This is a genomic window from Ruegeria sp. AF2, from assembly GCF_056542025.1.
This window is the reverse complement of the sequence record NZ_JBQFZC010000003.1, coordinates 391,798-407,428: the sequence shown is the minus strand read 5'-3', so window position 1 is coordinate 407,428 and position 15,631 is coordinate 391,798. Positions and strand designations below refer to the sequence as shown.

Below are 15,631 nucleotides of genomic sequence, written 5' to 3'. Positions count from 1 at the left end.
CGACGACAGCTGGGTATCAAAACGCTCGTGGCTAGTATTGCCCACGGGCCGATGGTGTTGGGTCTCCAATAAGAGTGGCCACCAAGTAGACCTTCGCCGTGCGTGCAGCATTTGCTTTCTTTGAATGCAGCTATGCGGACTTAGCGGCTGTTTAGCGATTTGCTCATGCTTTTGAGAACTCGTTGATAGAGTTCGGTTGGTGCATCCTCAACTGCAGGTCTTTCGACCCATTCCAAATCCAAGTTCAGTGATCCCGCAGGAACGATTTTTTTTGCGATTTCGGGCGGCGTGGTATCGTCAGTCGTTCCATTCTTCCAGTCGTGAAAGGCTGATGAGTATCGAACGACCGCTCCACTGGTCGACAATTCGAGCAATCCGCCCTCGGCAAAGAACGTCAGCCTATCTCCCATTTCCTCACCAATAAGTTTGAGCCTGTTTCCCAATCGATGTTTGAGGATGGCTACAAACACTATCGCTGCGGAAAACGTGAATTTATCGACAAGCATAACAACCTGCTTGTTTGCGCTTTCTGAGATCGCGTCGATCAAGGGCATCGTTAGAAGAAAGTCGCCACCAGTGTTTCCGCGAACATCAATTAGTAGTGTTTTGTTCGAGGATGCGCGCACGCATTCCACCGCGGCTGAGATGGCTTTAGGCAGCGCATTTTCGTTCGGATCAAAGAAGCTTGGTAACGCTATTGATAGCCCTAGCTCTTGCCAGTCCTTTATCTCTACAAATATCTCGGGTTCCCAGGCTGGATCAGCCTTGCCGTGCTCGTTTCTCGGGTAGAGCACCGATCCAGGAACTGTATGTTCATTGGCCACTTTCAGATTGGCTATCCGCCCATTTTCGTCCTGCACACGGTACTCGGTCATGCCGCAGTTTGACGAAAAACCCAAACGCGCCAAAGCGTAGGGCCAAGCCAGTAGAATCGGGCCGATGACCCGTTTCCTTTGGCACGTTCCCGCCAGAAATTTCTCTGCAGTGGCTTCAATCTGGCTCAAAGCTGAGCCGTTGACCGCTATCAACTCTCCTCGCGGTGCGGCTATCTCTGGCGCCGCGTCGATGAATTGAACGGAACGTCCAACGCTCACGAATCTCAGCGGTAGTACCGCGATCGCATCATTCGGGATCAGCCGTGTGTGCCCATTGCCGGGAAGTGCCAATAAACGCATTGCTGACAACAGAAAGGCTTCGACAGAGCCCTCTGAGGCATATTGCCGGGTTTCACCAATACAGTCGTCAATCACGGCCTTTTCGATCTGTCGAAAACTGGGATCGGTCGGCAGGGCAGTTTCTAAAATTTGGTTCAGGTCTTCCGTGAGCGACATGTTTCACGATGCGCATAGCCACTCGTCAATGTCCAGATTGGGCTCAGGGCGACTAAAAAGGCCCGCAAAAACATGCGGGCCTTGTTGTTAGTTTCCGGATCAGATTCTACTGCGGAATTTCGCCTTCCAGCCCCTCAACGTAGAAATTCATGCCCGCCAGCGTACCGTCATCGGCGGTCTCGCCTTCGGCCAGCCAGTCACTGCCGTCCTGCTTTTTCAGCGGGCCAGTAAAGGGGTGGTATTCACCGGCTGCCATCGCGGCTTTCAGCGCCAGTGCTTCTTCTTTAACATCAGCCGGAACGGCGTCCGAAATCTCACCAATTGCTACCATGCCTTCCCGGATGCCATCCCATGTGTTGGCACTTTCCCATGTTCCGTCCATCACGGCCTGGGTCCGCGCGATGTAGTAGGGAGCCCAATCGTCGATGATTGAAGACACACGCGGGAAGGGTGCGTATTCGCTCATGTCGGAGGCCTGGCCAAAGGTGACAACGTTTCCTGCCTCTTGCGCGGCTGCCTGCGGTGCAGTCGAGTCAGTGTGCTGCAGGATCACGTCCGCGCCCTGTTCGATCAGAACTGTGGCGGCGTCAGCTTCTTTCGCAGGATCGAACCAAGTGTAGGCCCAGACGATCTTGAACTCGACATCCGGATTCACCTTCTTGGCGTGGATATAGGCTGAGTTGATACCACGGATCACTTCAGGGATCGGGTAGGACCCGATGTAGCCGATGATATTCGATTCCGTCATTTTACCGGCGATGTGGCCTTGGACTGCGCGACCTTCATAAAAACGGGCCGAGTAGACCGAGACGTTGTCGGCGGTCTTGTAGCCGGTTGCGTGCTCGAATTTCACATCCGGGAATTTCTTCGCGACGTTGATGGTCGGATCCATGTAGCCGAACGAGGTGGTGAAGATCAGGTCCGCGCCTTCCAGTGCCATCTGGGTCATCACGCGTTCTGCATCTGGGCCCTCAGGCACCGACTCGACGAACACGGTTTCAACCTTGTCGCCAAAGTGCTCTTCCACGGCCAGACGGCCCTTGTTGTGCTCATAGGTCCAGCCGCCATCGCCCACTGGGCCGACATAGACGAAGCCGACTTTGGTCTTGTCTTGGGCCATGGCCCCCGAGGCCAGACCCAGCGCCATTGCGGCGCTTGCCAAAAGTGTAGTGAATTTCATGTGTTACTCCCCAAGTTGGTGCAGTTGGCCTCGCTTAGTGCGAGGCATGGAAGGTCCGGCCCAATGCGGCAGGTGCGCTGCTCTTGTCGGCCGAAAGGATCACAAGCACAAGGATCGTGATGATGTAGGGCGACATTGCCAGATACTCGACAGGAATGGCAACGCCCGCTGCCTGCAAATTAAGCTGCAACACAGTGATGCCGCCGAACAAATAGGCGCCCAGCAAGACACGCCATGGTTTCCAGCTGGCAAAAACCACCAGCGCCAAGGCAATCCAGCCGACACCGGCAGTCATGCCCTCGGTCCACTGCGGCACGCGGATCAGGCTGATGTAGGCGCCGCCCAAGCCAGCGCAAGCACCACCAAACAGGATCGCCATGATGCGAATCTTGATGACTTTGTAGCCCAGCGCATGCGCCGCATCGTGGTTTTCGCCAACGGCGCGCAATATCAGGCCGATGCGTGTGTATTTCAGCGTGGCCCAGACGGCGGCCGTCAGGGCAATTCCGACGTAGAGGATCGGGTCGTGCTGAAACAGGATTGGTCCAATAACAGGGATATCGCTGATCACAGGGATATGGATTTCACCCATGCTGGGCGGCTTGATTCCTACGTAGCTCTGCCCCATCAGCGCGCTGAACCCGAGGCCGAACAGTGTTAGGGCCAGGCCGCTGGCAACTTGATTGGCCAGCGCCACCTGCGTCAGCAGCACAAACAACAGCGATAGCACCGCGCCACCGATTGCTGCCGCAATAAAGCCCAGCCAGGGCGAACCGGTCTCGACTGAGATTGCGAAGCCGCTGATTGCGCCCACGATCATCATGCCCTCGACACCGAGGTTCAGGACGCCTGCTTTTTCGACCACCAATTCTCCGATTGCGGCCAACAAAAGTGGGGTTGCGGCCACCATTAGCGAGGCGACCAGAAGGACGGGGTTAATTTCACCAAGGTCCATATCACGCTACCTCGCTACGGGCCGCACGGATGCGGTAGTTTGTCAGAAGATCGAATGCCAGCAGGAAGAACAGAAGCATCCCCTGGAAAACCTGAATGGCTGCGGCGGGCAGACCCAGCTGAGATTGGGCGATTTCACCGCCAATATAAGTCAACGCCATCAGGCCTCCGGCCAGCAGGATGCCCACCGGATGCAAACGGCCAAGGAAAGCCACGATAATCGCGGTAAAGCCGTAACCGACGTTGAAATCGATGCTGACCACGCCAGCAGGGCCCGAGACTTCGAACATCCCCGCAAGACCGGCCAGCGCGCCGGCCAGACCCAGACAGAACAAGATCAGGCGGGCAGGGTTTACACCAGCGAACTTCGCCGCACGCGGGGCCTCACCTGTCAGGCGGATGTGGAAGCCCAGCATGTGCCGGTTCAGCAAGACATATGCAAAGATAACAGCGATCAGGGCAGTGACTACGCCCCAGTGCATGCCTGAACCCGCAATCAGCTCGGCATTATACGCGCTGTCGTAGGATTGCAGATTGCGCGAACCGGGAAAGCCGAACCCTTCGGGATTCTTCAGCAGGCCTAGCGAGACCGAGGCCAGCATCTGTTCGGCCACATAGACCAACATCAGCGACACAAGGATTTCATTGGTACCGAAGCGCACTTTCAGGAAGGCTGGGATCATTGCCCATAGCCAGCCGCCAAACGCGCCTGCAATCACCATGATCGGAAAGATGTAGAATGCATCCAGCGGATAGAATGCCAGACCAGCGCCCGCACCGAAAATGGCCCCCATAATGTACTGACCCTCGGCCCCGATATTCCAGATACCTGCGCGGAAGCCTAAAGACAGGCCGATGGCGATCAAAACCAGGGGCGCGCCCTTAACCAGCAATTGCGGCCGATAATAGAAGGCGAACTCGCCAAACAGGGGTTCCCAGAAAATGGTTCCAATAGCCTCGACCGGGTTTTTGCCCAGAATGGCGAACAGGATGCCACCAAAAACCATCGTCGCCAGGACCGCGACCAGAGGGGTGGCATAAGACCACGCCTTGGACGGCTGAGGCCGTTTCTCCAACACAATCATTTGCTCATACCCCCGCGTTTCTCTTTTCTTTTAACTGTTTAGACATGGGCCACCTCCATGCCATGCGCGCCGCCCATCATCAGGCCGATCTCATCGACCGTCAGACCCGTAGTTTCACGCGGGGCGCTTAGTCGTCCTTCGTTCAAGGCGGCAAAGCTATCTGAGATTTCCATCAGTTCATCGAGGTCTTGCGAGATACAGATGACCGCAGTTCCCTTGGCCGCCAGATCCAGAATGGCCTGCCGGATCGAGGCCGCCGCCGCTGCATCCACGCCCCAAGTCGGCTGGTTCACGACCAGAACATCCGGGTTTTGCAGCACTTCGCGACCAATCACGAACTTCTGCAGGTTCCCGCCCGACAGCGACCGGGCGGCATTCTCAGGACCCGGCGTACGCACGTCAAAGGCGCTAATGATCTTTTCGGCAAAGCTCTTGGTCTCGGACCACTTCAGAAAGCCGTTATTCTCCAGCCCCTCGCGGACCGACCCAGTCAGCAGAGCGTTTTCGGTCAGGCTCATATCAGGGGCAGCCGCGTGGCCCAGCCGTTCTTCGGGCGCGGTCAACACGCCCAGCTTACGCCGCGCGGTCGGGCCGAGTTTGCCGATGGGCTGACCGTTGAATTTGATCGCATCTGCGGTGGTCGGAATTTCGCCAGAAAGCACACCCAGCAATTCATCCTGACCGTTCCCCGCGACACCCCCGATCCCCAGAACCTCGCCCTTGCGGACGGTCATGTGGACGTTGCGAAGCGCGGTTCCGAATTCCGACGGCGACGGCACTGACAATCCGCTGACATCCAGCGCAACGTCACCGAACTCCCGGCCGGAACGTTCAGGTGTCTGCAGGGTCGAGCCCACCATCATCTCAGCCATATCGCGCGCTGAGGTTTCAGCTGGTACACATTCGCCCACATTCTTACCCAGCCGCAGAATCGTGGCGTGGTCGCATAGCGTTCGAATCTCTTCTAGCTTGTGCGAGATATACAGGATCGATGTCCCTTCCGAGCGCAATTTGTTCAGCGTTTCGAAAAGGATTTCAACCTCTTGTGGCGTCAGAACCGAGGTCGGCTCGTCCATGATCAGCAACTTTGGGTCCTGCAGTAAGCAGCGGATGATTTCGACCCGCTGACGCTCACCCGCAGACAGATCACCCACCGTACGGAAAGGATCCAAGGGCAAGCCGTAGGTTTCGGATACTTCGCGAATACGCGACGCCAGATCTCCCATCGGGGGTGGGTTCTCCATCCCCAGAGCGATATTCTCGGCGACGTTCAACGCATCGAACAGCGAAAAATGCTGGAACACCATCGCGATCCCGTCCGCACGGGCGGCGCGCGGTTCAGGCGGTGCATAAGGCTGCCCTCGCAGCAGCATCGTGCCGCTGTCGGGCTTCACCAGCCCGTAGATCATTTTGACAAGCGTGGATTTGCCTGCGCCGTTCTCGCCCAACAGTGCGTGAACTTCGCCTTCACCGATGTCAAAGGACACCTGATCATTGGCCACGACGCCGGGATAGGCTTTGGTCAGCCCTTGCAAGCTCAGAAGTGGAGTGGTCACGCGCTCAGGTCCTTCTTCAATTCGTTCTGTCGGGCGGGGCGTAACAGTTGCGCTGCCACCCCAACGGCGATCATCTGCGGGTGTTTGCCCAAGCCCGGATCGCCGATCGGACAGGTGATCCGGCTGATCCGCTCGGGCGGATGTCCAAGGGCCGCAAGCCGCGACCGGAATCGCGCCCATTTCGTAGCCGAGCCGATAAGCCCCGCAAAGAGGAAATTGTGCGAAAGCAGCCGGTTGCACAGTTCCAGATCCAGATTGTGCGAATAGGTCAGCACCAGATGCTCGGCGTCGGTTGGCGCGTGGCGAACCAGCTCGGCGGGTTTTGCGGTCGGAACCGGGGTTACACCGGTTGGAACCACATCGGGAAACCGCTCGGGTCCGGTATCGACCCAGGTGATTGCCAGATCGGGTAGGGGGGACAAAACGTCCACCAGCGCCCGGCCTACATGGCCTGCGCCCCAGATCCACAGATTACGCGTCGGTTTGTGAACGGGTTCGACCATCCAACCTTCGATCAGTTGGGGCTCGGGCGCGACACCCTGTCCTCGCGCTGCCGCCAGCAGACGTTTGACCGATAGCGGCATCTCTCCGCCCGAGGCTGAACGCGCGATGACGGTATCGTCCAGTGCATTCAGCGTTTCATGATCAAATACTTCACTCAGCAATGAAACTGCACCGCCGCAGCATTGCCCCATGTCGGGGCCAAGAGCGTGATGCGTTAGTCGGGTGGCGGTGGTTTGAGATCGCGCAGCTTCAGTTGCCTGATACTCCAACGTGCCTCCACCGATGGTGCCACTTTGCCCGTCCTTCCAAACAAGCATCGCGGCCCCCACTTCACGTGGAGACGACCCTTTGATGCCGGCGATGACCACCCGGACCACTGTTCCGTGGGTTTTGACCGCCTCCCTCAAAGCCTCTAAGTCAAATCCCATCAGATGCCTCCCTTCATCTTTTGGACGCCGCGCCAAACCTCTTCAGCCGTGGCTGGTGCATCAAGAGCGGGGTAGGCCTCTCCACAGGCCGCGACCGCATTCGACAGGGCCAGCCATGCTGAAATACCCAGCATGAACGGCGGTTCGCCCACCGCTTTCGAACGATAGATCGTGTCCTCACGGTTTTCGGCATCCCAGAGTGCGACGTTGAATACGTCGGGTCGATCTGAGCAGGCGGGGATCTTGTAGGTCGAGGGTGCGTGTGTGCGCAGGTTGCCCGTGCCGTCCCAGACCAGTTCCTCGGTCGTTAGCCAGCCCGCGCCTTGCACATAACCGCCTTCGACCTGCCCGATATCCAACGCCGGGTTCAACGAAGCACCGGCATCATGCAGGATATCGGTGCGCAGAATGCGGTTCTCACCAGTCAGAGTGTCGACGGCCACTTCAGTGACCGACGCTCCGTAGGCGAAGTAGAAGAACGGACGGCCTCGTCCGGCGATCCGGTCCCATTCGATCTTGGGTGTCTTGTAGAAACCGGTCGCCGACAGGCTGATCCGACCCTGATAGACCAGCGCCGCAGCTTCAGCGAAGGTGTAGCGTTCTGCGCCAACCGAAACATGGCCATCAGAGAAGGTGACAGTCGACGGATCGGCCTGATGCCGCTCGGCCAGATAGTCCGCCATTCGATCGCGGATCGTATCGCAGGCCGCCTTCACTGCCATGCCATTCAGGTCACTGCCCGAGGATGCTGCCGTGGCCGAAGTGTTCGGCACCTTGGCCGTGTCTGTGGCGGTAATTTTGACCATCTCCAGGGGGATGCCAAAGCGCGAAGCCGCCACCTGCGCGACCTTCTGGAACAGGCCTTGACCCATCTCGGTGCCGCCGTGGTTCAGATGGACCGAGCCATCCTGATACACATGCACCAAAGCGCCTGCCTGATTCAGGTGGGTCAGCGTGAAGGAAATCCCGAACTTGACCGGAGAGAAGGCGATGCCCTTCTTGATCACACGATTCTCGGCGTTCCATTTCGCAATGGCGGCCTTGCGCGTTTCGTAATCGCTGGATTTCAGTAGGGCCTGAGTCATCCCGTGCAATTCGAAATCGCTGACCTCCATTCCGTAGGGTGTGGTATTGCCACCAGCGGGCAGAGGGCGCACGGGGGCGTCCCCGGTTTCGACCGCGCCGCGGCTCGTCAGGTCCTCATGCGGGTCGGGATGACCCAAAGGCTTCTCGGACGGCGTGATCTCGGCAATCGCATGGGCCGGTTCGTAGTAGTTTCGGCGGCGCAGTTCCACCGGGTCCAGACCCAGCTCATACGCAGCGTGGTCCATCACGCGTTCGATGCCAACCATGCCCTGCGGGCCGCCGAAGCCGCGATAAGCGGTGGCGGATTGGGTGTTGGTCTTCAGCCGGTGGCTTTCGATCCGTGCATTTGGCAACAGATAGGCATTGTCCGAATGCAGCATCGCGCGGTCGGCGACGGGCAGGGACAAGTCCTGTGCCCAGCCGCAGATGGCGTAGTGGTGGAACGAGACGCCCTGAATATGGCCGTTCTCGTCAAATCCGGCCTTATAGGCGATGCGGAACGCGTGGCGTTTGCCGGTGATTGTCATATCATCGTCGCGGTCATAGCGCATCTTGCACGCCTTGCCAGTTGCGCGAGCGGCGACCGCGCAAGCAACGGCCAGCGCATTGCCCTGGCTTTCCTTGCCGCCAAAACCGCCGCCCATACGGCGCGTCTCGACCCTGACGGCGTGCATCGGAACGCCCAACGCATCAGCCACCTTGTGTTGGATCTCAGTCGGGTGCTGGGTCGAGCTGTGAACCAGCATATCCGCGCTTTCATTCGGCACGGCTAAAGCGGCCTGACCTTCCAGATAGAAATGCTCCTGCCCGCCAAGCTCGAATGACCCTTCGATCACATGGGCGGATCCTGCAATAGCCGCATCAGCATTGCCTTTGGCATAGATGCGCGGGCCGTCTTCGAACCGACTGTCGGCGGCCAGAGCCTCTTCGACGGTTAGGATCGGGGTTTCCTCGGCGTAGTCGATCTTGCCCAAACGGGCCGCCTTGCGGGCGGCCAGATGGCTGCTGGCGATGACCAGAAACACAGGCTGGCCGATATAGTGAACCGCGCCGTCCGACAGTAGCGGTTCATCATGGATCGAAGGCGATACGTCGTTGGCGAAGGGCAGATCATCCGCAGCCATAACCATCACGACGCCCTCGGCAGCCTTCACCGCAGATAAGTCCATTGCGGTGATCTTGCCTTTGGCAATCGGGCTGAGGCCAAAAGCCAGATGCAAACTGTCCCTGGGTGTTGGGATATCGTCCACATACCGCGCGGTTCCTGAAACGTGCAGCGGTGCTGCGTCGTGGGGGAGGGGTTTGGTCACGCTCATGCCGATACCTCCAGCACATTGGTCACTTCGCCCTGATCTTCCAGGAAGTATCTTTCGAGCATCGCTTTGGCGGTTTCCAGTCGATAGGTGGCCGAGGCGCGCATGTCCGTGAGTGGTGAATAATCGTCAGCAAAGGCAGGCAGCGCGGCGTCAATCGTCTCGCGCGCCCAAGGTTTACCGACCAATGCGGCCTCGACATGGGTTGCCCGTTTCGGGATGCCGGCCATGCCGCCGAACGCGATGCGCGCCTGCGTGACGATGCCGCCCGAGACGGTGATGTTGAAACACCCGCAGACGGCCGAGATGTCCTGATCGAACCGCTTGCTGAGTTTATAGGCCTTCAGGCGATCCAGCTGACGGGGGAAGCTGACAGCTTCGACGAATTCACCGGGAACGCGGTCCTGTTTGCCATAGTCGATAAAGAACTCTTCCAGCGGAAGGGACCGGCGGGTGTCGCCTTTGCGCAGATGAAGGGTTGCGTCCAGAGCAATCAGCGCAGGCGGGTTGTCCCCAATGGGCGAGCCATTGGCTATGTTGCCGCCCACCGTTGCAGCATGGCGCACCTGTACACTGGCGTAGCGGCGGATCATTTCGGCGTAAGAGGGGTGAAGATCGGCCAGAGCCTCACCCATCCGATTCATGTCGACCATTGCGCCAAAGCGAATTTCATCGTCGGTGATGGTGATTTGTTTGAGATCATCGCAACGGTTGAGGAAGATTACTGGATCCAGGTCGCGCAGTTGCTTTGTCACCCACAGGCCGACATCTGTTGCTCCGGCAACCAGCGTGGCATTCGGGTTTTCAGCATAAACAGCTGCCAGTTCATCGGAAGATTCAGGCAGCATGCGCGACGCAGCAGAAGATGCGAGTGGCTTGTCTTTGACCCAGACTGGCACGGGACGGTCCTCGACCGCTTTCGCAGCGCGAATAATCGGTGCATAGCCAGTGCAGCGGCAAAGGTTTCCGGCAAGCTGGGTGTCATGATCCGTGGCGCCCGTCGCATGACTGGCGACCATCGACATGACAAAACCCGGAGTGCAAAAACCGCATTGCGAACCGTGCAGGTCAACCATTGCCTGTTGAACGGGATGTGCTTCGCCATCCGGGCCGCTTGCCCCTTCGACTGTACGGACCGCTTTGCCATGCAGCTGGGGCAAGAACAGGATGCAGGAGTTCAGAGCTTTTGCGCCGTCTTCGTCCGTCACCATGACCGTGCACGCGCCGCAATCGCCTTCGTTGCAGCCTTCTTTGGTGCCTGTCAGACCGCGATCTTCACGTAGCCAGTCCAGTAGGGTGGCCGTCGGATCGACATCCGGCAGCTCCACTGTCTCTCCGTTCAGAAGAAACGTGATGTTCATTCGAGAAACCCGTCGCGTTACCCGGTTGCGCCCGTTCGGCCCTCCTTCGATGCGACGTAGAAAGAGTGGCGGGCGGTAGCTTGCCGTCAGATGTTAGAAACAGCGCACCTTATCTGGCAAGAAAAACTGCCTATATGATACACCATTGCACCCGAGCGGCCCATGATTGTAGTGTATGTGTGAAACTTAATAAATTGAAAATAAACACTTTTTGGGAAGGTGTGCGTTCCTGCGCCCGAAGCACCTTCTGAAAAAGCCGAATAATCACCGATGATTTTTTCGGCATTCGATGGTGCCGGTTCCCGCTTTTGCAACGTCGCTGGCTGAGATAGCTTAGCCTGTATGAGTAGTTCCCCCCGATTCATTCACCTCCGCGTTCACACTGAATATTCGTTGCTGGAAGGCGCCGTGCGGCTGAAGAAGCTGCCGGACCTGTGCCAGAAGATGGAGATGCCCGCCGTCGCGGTGACGGATACCAATTCAATGTTCTCGGCCTTAGAGTTTTCGGTCACCGCCAGCGGGGCAGGTGTGCAACCGATCATGGGCTGTCAGGTCGATCTCAGTTACGTTCAGGCGCAGCCGGGAGAAAAGCCCAAAGCACCCGCGCCGTTGGTGCTGCTGGCACAATCCGAGGTGGGATATGAGAATCTGATGAAGCTCAGTTCCTGCCTGTATGTAGACAAAAGCGGGCAGTTGCCGCAGGTCACTTTGGACGAATTGGCGGAACGATCAGATGATTTGATCTGCTTAACCGGCGGTCCAGACGGGCCCGTAGGGTTGCTGTTACAGCAAGGTCAGCGCCCTGCTGCCGAGGCTTTGGTGGATCGTTTGTCCGCGATTTTCCCGGATCGCCTTTATGTTGAGTTGCAGCGTCACCCTGGCGAAGGAGGTCAACCTGAGGCCGAGCGCTTGACCGAGCGCGGTCATGTCGAGATGGCGTATGACAAGAACCTGCCGCTGGTGGCCACCAATGACGTCTATTTTCCGACTTCGGACATGTACGAGGCCCACGACGCGCTGATCTGTATCGCCGAGGGGGCTTATGTCGACCAGCAGGACGGTCGCCGACGTCTGACCGCGCAGCACTATTTCAAGTCGCAGCAGGAGATGGTGACGCTGTTCGCCGATCTGCCCGAAGCCGTCGAGAATACGGTTGAAATCGCGCAACGCTGCGCCTTCATGGCCTATCGCCGCGACCCGATCCTGCCGAAGTTTGCAGATGATGAGGTCGCCGAACTGCGTCGCATCGCCAACGAGGGTCTGCAAAAACGTCTGGCCGTGATCCCGCACGCCGTGACACCTGAAGAATATCAGGAACGACTGGATTTCGAACTTGGCATCATCGAAGGGATGGGCTTCCCCGGCTATTTCCTGATCGTTGCCGACTTTATCCAGTGGGCTAAGGATCATGACATTCCGGTGGGTCCGGGGCGAGGCTCGGGTGCGGGATCACTGGTGGCTTATGCGTTGACGATTACCGACCTTGATCCGCTGCGGTATTCGCTTCTGTTTGAACGGTTTCTGAACCCCGAGCGGGTTTCTATGCCCGACTTCGATATCGACTTCTGCATGGATCGCCGTGAAGAGGTTATCCGCTATGTGCAGCAGAAATACGGGCGCGACAAAGTGGGGCAGATCATCACCTTCGGTGCCTTGCTGTCGAAGGCGGCTGTGCGCGATATTGGGCGTGTATTGCAGATGCCATACGGGCAGGTTGATCGCCTGTCCAAGATGATCCCGGTCGAAGGCGTCAAACCCGTTTCCATCGAAAAGGCACTGAAGGATGAGCCGCGCCTGCGGGAAGAGGCGCGCAATGAAGAGGTCGTTGACCGTCTGCTCACATATGGCCAGCAAGTCGAGGGGCTGCTGCGCAACGCCTCGACACACGCTGCCGGCGTGGTGATCGGAGATCGGCCGCTGGATGCACTGGTTCCAATATACCAGGACCCGCGTTCGGACATGCCTGCGACCCAATTCAACATGAAATGGGTAGAGCAGGCCGGGCTTGTAAAGTTCGATTTTCTGGGCCTGAAAACACTGACCGTGATCCAGAACGCGATGGATTTGATCTTTAAGTCAGGCCGTGACCTTCACATAGCTCCCGATGGCACGGAACTCTATGAACCCGCCGAAGGGGCAATAAATCAGATCAACGCCATCCCGCTGGATGACGAGGCGACGTACAAACTCTATTCGGCGGCCAAGACGGTGGCGGTGTTCCAGGTTGAATCCTCGGGCATGATGGATGCGCTCAAGCGGATGAAGCCGGATTGTATCGAGGATATCATCGCCCTCGTCGCGCTTTATCGACCCGGCCCGATGGAGAACATCCCCAAGTTCTGCGAAGTCAAGAACAAGCTTAGCGAACGCGACACGCTGCACCCGTCCATCGACCATATCTTGGATGAGACGCAGGGCATCATCGTCTATCAGGAACAGGTGATGCAGATCGCGCAGGAAATGGCGGGTTACAGCCTTGGGGGCGCGGACTTGCTGCGCCGCGCGATGGGTAAGAAAATTCAGGAGGCGATGGATGCAGAGCGGCCCAAGTTCCTCAAAGGTGCTGCCGAAAACAATGTGGATGAGGCCAAGGCGACCGAAGTCTGGAACCTGCTGGACAAGTTCGCCAACTATGGCTTCAACAAATCCCACGCCGCCGCCTATGCGGTGGTCAGCTATCAAACCGGCTGGCTAAAGGCGAACCACCCGGTCGAGTTCATGGCAGGTGTCATGAACTGCGATATCCATCTGACCGACAAGCTCGCGATCTATTTTGAGGAAGTCCGCAAGGGGCTGCAGCTGCCCTATGTTCCGCCGTGCGTAAATCGATCCCAAGCGACCTTTGATGTGGCCGATGGGCATTTGGTCTATGCGCTGGGCGCGCTCAAGAACGTAGGCGTCGAGGCAATGAATCTTGTGGTTGAGGGGCGTGGCGAAAAGCCTTTCGTAAACCTGTTCGACTTCGCCCGCCGTGTTGACCTGAAGAAGGTCGGCAAACGCCCGCTTGAGATGCTGGCTCGCGCCGGTGCCTTTGACGAGCTCGATAAAAATCGTCGCCGTGTGTTTGAAAGCCTTGATCCGTTGGTTCAGTATTCGGCGGCGATTCACGAGCAGAAGAATTCCAACCAAGTTTCCCTGTTTGGCGAGGCAGGCGATGACCTGCCCGAACCGCGTCTGTCCCCTTCGCCTGATTGGCTACCTGCCGAACGCCTAAGCGAGGAATTCAAGGCCATCGGATTCTACCTGTCTGGCCATCCGCTGGATGACTATATGCCGGCCCTGAAGCGCAAACAGGTGCTGACACTGGACCAGGTGACTGAAAAGGCGCGCTCTGGACCATTTATCGCTAAGATGGCCGGAGTCGTTGCAGGTCGGCAGGAAAGGAAATCAGCGCGTGGCAATCGGTTTGCTTTTGCGCAGCTCTCTGATCCGACTGGGGCATTCGAGGTCACGTTATTCTCGGAAACACTGGAGAAATCCCGAGAGTTTCTGGAAACCGGCGCACAGGTGGTACTGACGGCCGAAGCGACCATGGAGGCCGATCAGCTGAAACTGCTGGGCCGTTCCGTTGGTCCGGTTGATACAGTTGTGGCCGATGCGGGTGCGACGGGTTTGCGTGTGTTTGTCGAGGATTCGAAGGTTTTGCCGAACATGGCCACGGTACTGGAAGGCGCAGAGGCTTCAGCCAAAAGGGTGGCCAAGGGACCTGTTTATGTTTGCCTATTCGATCCCGGATTGCCAGGCGAGGTCGAGATGGATCTGGGCCGGGAATTTCCGATCAACCCAGAAATCAAAGGCGCGCTGAAGTCGCTCGAGGGGATATCGGAGATCGAAGAAATCTGATCCCGAACCGTAATGTTGCCACACGCGATGGACCCCGCTAGGCTGGGTGAACATCCTCAAAGGTCATTTCACAGGAGGGTTCCGAAATGGCAAGTTCAGGCAATGTTTTCAGGATATTTACACTCGCCGCGGCATGTTCACTTGCATTGGCCACTGCGGTACATGCAGACGACAAAAAGAAGAAAAACACTCTTACCGGGGCCTTGGTCGGCGCGGGCGTTGGCGCGCTGGTCGGCGATGGTAAAGGGGCTGCGGTCGGTGGGGTGGCCGGTGCGATTATCGGACATAACTGGAAGTGAAGCTGATGCAGTCAATTCTCGTAAAATCTACTTTCTGTGCCACGCTCTTTGTCGTACCCACATTCGCGCTGGCTGACGATTCAGCAGAGCAGATGGTACAGGATGCCTTGCCTGTGATGCACTACACATGTGCGTCGATCGCAGAGGAGGCTGATGGCGACGAAGAATTTGTCGTGGCCGTTGTTGGAAAAATGACGGCCCTGTCACTCTATAACCGCCAGATCAATATCGAAGATCATGCGGCCACTGACGAGGAAAAGACCCAACTGCGCGAAGCCTTCATTGCTGCTCTGTCAGAGGGTTGTGCCGCCGACAAGAATGCCCTTCTGGGCGGTGTGGTCGATAACGCGGTGAAGTCGACGCTGGGGTTGTAACCCCTCAGTAATGCGGCGGGCGTTCGTCGCCGAACACAACGCCGCCTAAGCCTTCCTGCGCGCGTTCCGCCTCGCGTTGCAACAGCATCTCGACGCGGCGGGTCAGGCGGTCGATCTCGTTCTGTTGGTTTGTGACGACCGAGTTCAGCTCTTCGACCGTGCGGGTCAGATGGGCGATCTGCTCTTCCAGATGCTGCATGGGGCTCTCCTTATAGGCGTCTCATAGCGACCCTGTGACGCCCTGGCCAGAGAAACCCCGCCTTGCCCCGAAACAGACCATGGGATAGACCGCGCGCGGAACACTAAATCCCAAGGAC

The 15,631-nt window shown here is 57.9% G+C and carries 12 protein-coding genes; 3 read left to right on the top strand and 9 right to left on the bottom strand.

The window, feature by feature from the left end:
• Positions 1-140: 140 nt before the first annotated feature.
• From ACR0NM_RS12745 to xdhA, 8 genes are all read right to left on the bottom strand, one after another.
• A complete protein-coding gene (locus tag ACR0NM_RS12745; RefSeq protein ID WP_480615019.1) occupies positions 141-1,331 on the bottom strand; it encodes a S41 family peptidase in 1,191 nt (396 codons plus the stop codon).
• Positions 1,332-1,437: 106 nt separating this feature from the next.
• On the bottom strand, positions 1,438-2,511 hold the full coding sequence (locus ACR0NM_RS12740; RefSeq protein ID WP_170392494.1) for a BMP family ABC transporter substrate-binding protein: 1,074 nt from the start codon (positions 2,509-2,511) through the stop codon (positions 1,438-1,440).
• A 34-nt stretch (positions 2,512-2,545) separates the two neighbouring features.
• The gene (locus ACR0NM_RS12735; protein WP_170392493.1) at positions 2,546-3,466 is read right to left on the bottom strand and encodes an ABC transporter permease; all 921 of its coding nucleotides are present in this window, start codon (positions 3,464-3,466) and stop codon (positions 2,546-2,548) included.
• A 1-nt stretch (position 3,467) separates the two neighbouring features.
• Complete coding sequence (locus ACR0NM_RS12730; RefSeq protein WP_170392492.1) at positions 3,468-4,550, bottom strand: ABC transporter permease; 1,083 nt, start codon at positions 4,548-4,550, stop codon at positions 3,468-3,470.
• Between the two features lie 38 nt (positions 4,551-4,588).
• Positions 4,589-6,106, bottom strand: a complete 1,518-nt coding sequence (locus tag ACR0NM_RS12725; RefSeq protein WP_170420509.1) for an ABC transporter ATP-binding protein — start codon at positions 6,104-6,106, stop codon at positions 4,589-4,591.
• Positions 6,103-7,038, bottom strand: a complete 936-nt coding sequence (xdhC, locus tag ACR0NM_RS12720) for a xanthine dehydrogenase accessory protein XdhC (RefSeq protein ID WP_480615017.1) — start codon at positions 7,036-7,038, stop codon at positions 6,103-6,105. Before xdhC ends, ACR0NM_RS12725 begins: the two co-directional genes overlap by 4 nt.
• Positions 7,038-9,440 carry a xanthine dehydrogenase molybdopterin binding subunit gene (xdhB, locus tag ACR0NM_RS12715; protein ID WP_480615015.1) on the bottom strand — a complete coding sequence of 801 codons (2,403 nt, stop codon included), beginning with the start codon at positions 9,438-9,440 and terminating at the stop codon, positions 7,038-7,040. The genes xdhC and xdhB overlap by 1 nt, the downstream gene beginning before the upstream one ends.
• Positions 9,437-10,798 carry a xanthine dehydrogenase small subunit gene (gene xdhA / locus ACR0NM_RS12710; RefSeq protein WP_480567391.1) on the bottom strand — a complete coding sequence of 454 codons (1,362 nt, stop codon included), beginning with the start codon at positions 10,796-10,798 and terminating at the stop codon, positions 9,437-9,439. The genes xdhB and xdhA overlap by 4 nt, the downstream gene beginning before the upstream one ends.
• 342 nt (positions 10,799-11,140) lie before the next feature.
• On the opposite strand from xdhA, the gene dnaE reads away from it, so the two are divergent.
• The 3 genes from dnaE to ACR0NM_RS12695 all read left to right on the top strand — a co-directional run bounded on the left by dnaE (position 11,141) and on the right by ACR0NM_RS12695 (position 15,314).
• Positions 11,141-14,641 (top strand): DNA polymerase III subunit alpha, encoded by a 3,501-nt coding sequence (gene dnaE / locus ACR0NM_RS12705; RefSeq protein WP_170564231.1) that lies wholly within the window; start codon positions 11,141-11,143, stop codon positions 14,639-14,641.
• An 86-nt stretch (positions 14,642-14,727) separates the two neighbouring features.
• Complete coding sequence (locus ACR0NM_RS12700) at positions 14,728-14,940, top strand: YMGG-like glycine zipper-containing protein (protein WP_170392486.1); 213 nt, start codon at positions 14,728-14,730, stop codon at positions 14,938-14,940.
• Between the two features lie 5 nt (positions 14,941-14,945).
• Positions 14,946-15,314, top strand: coding sequence for a hypothetical protein (locus ACR0NM_RS12695; RefSeq protein ID WP_170392485.1), 369 nt, complete (start codon positions 14,946-14,948; stop codon positions 15,312-15,314).
• Between the two features lie 4 nt (positions 15,315-15,318).
• On the opposite strand, the gene ACR0NM_RS12690 is transcribed toward ACR0NM_RS12695, so the two are convergent.
• On the bottom strand, positions 15,319-15,513 hold the full coding sequence (locus ACR0NM_RS12690) for a SlyX family protein (protein ID WP_480615013.1): 195 nt from the start codon (positions 15,511-15,513) through the stop codon (positions 15,319-15,321).
• Between the last annotated feature and the right edge of the window lie 118 nt (positions 15,514-15,631).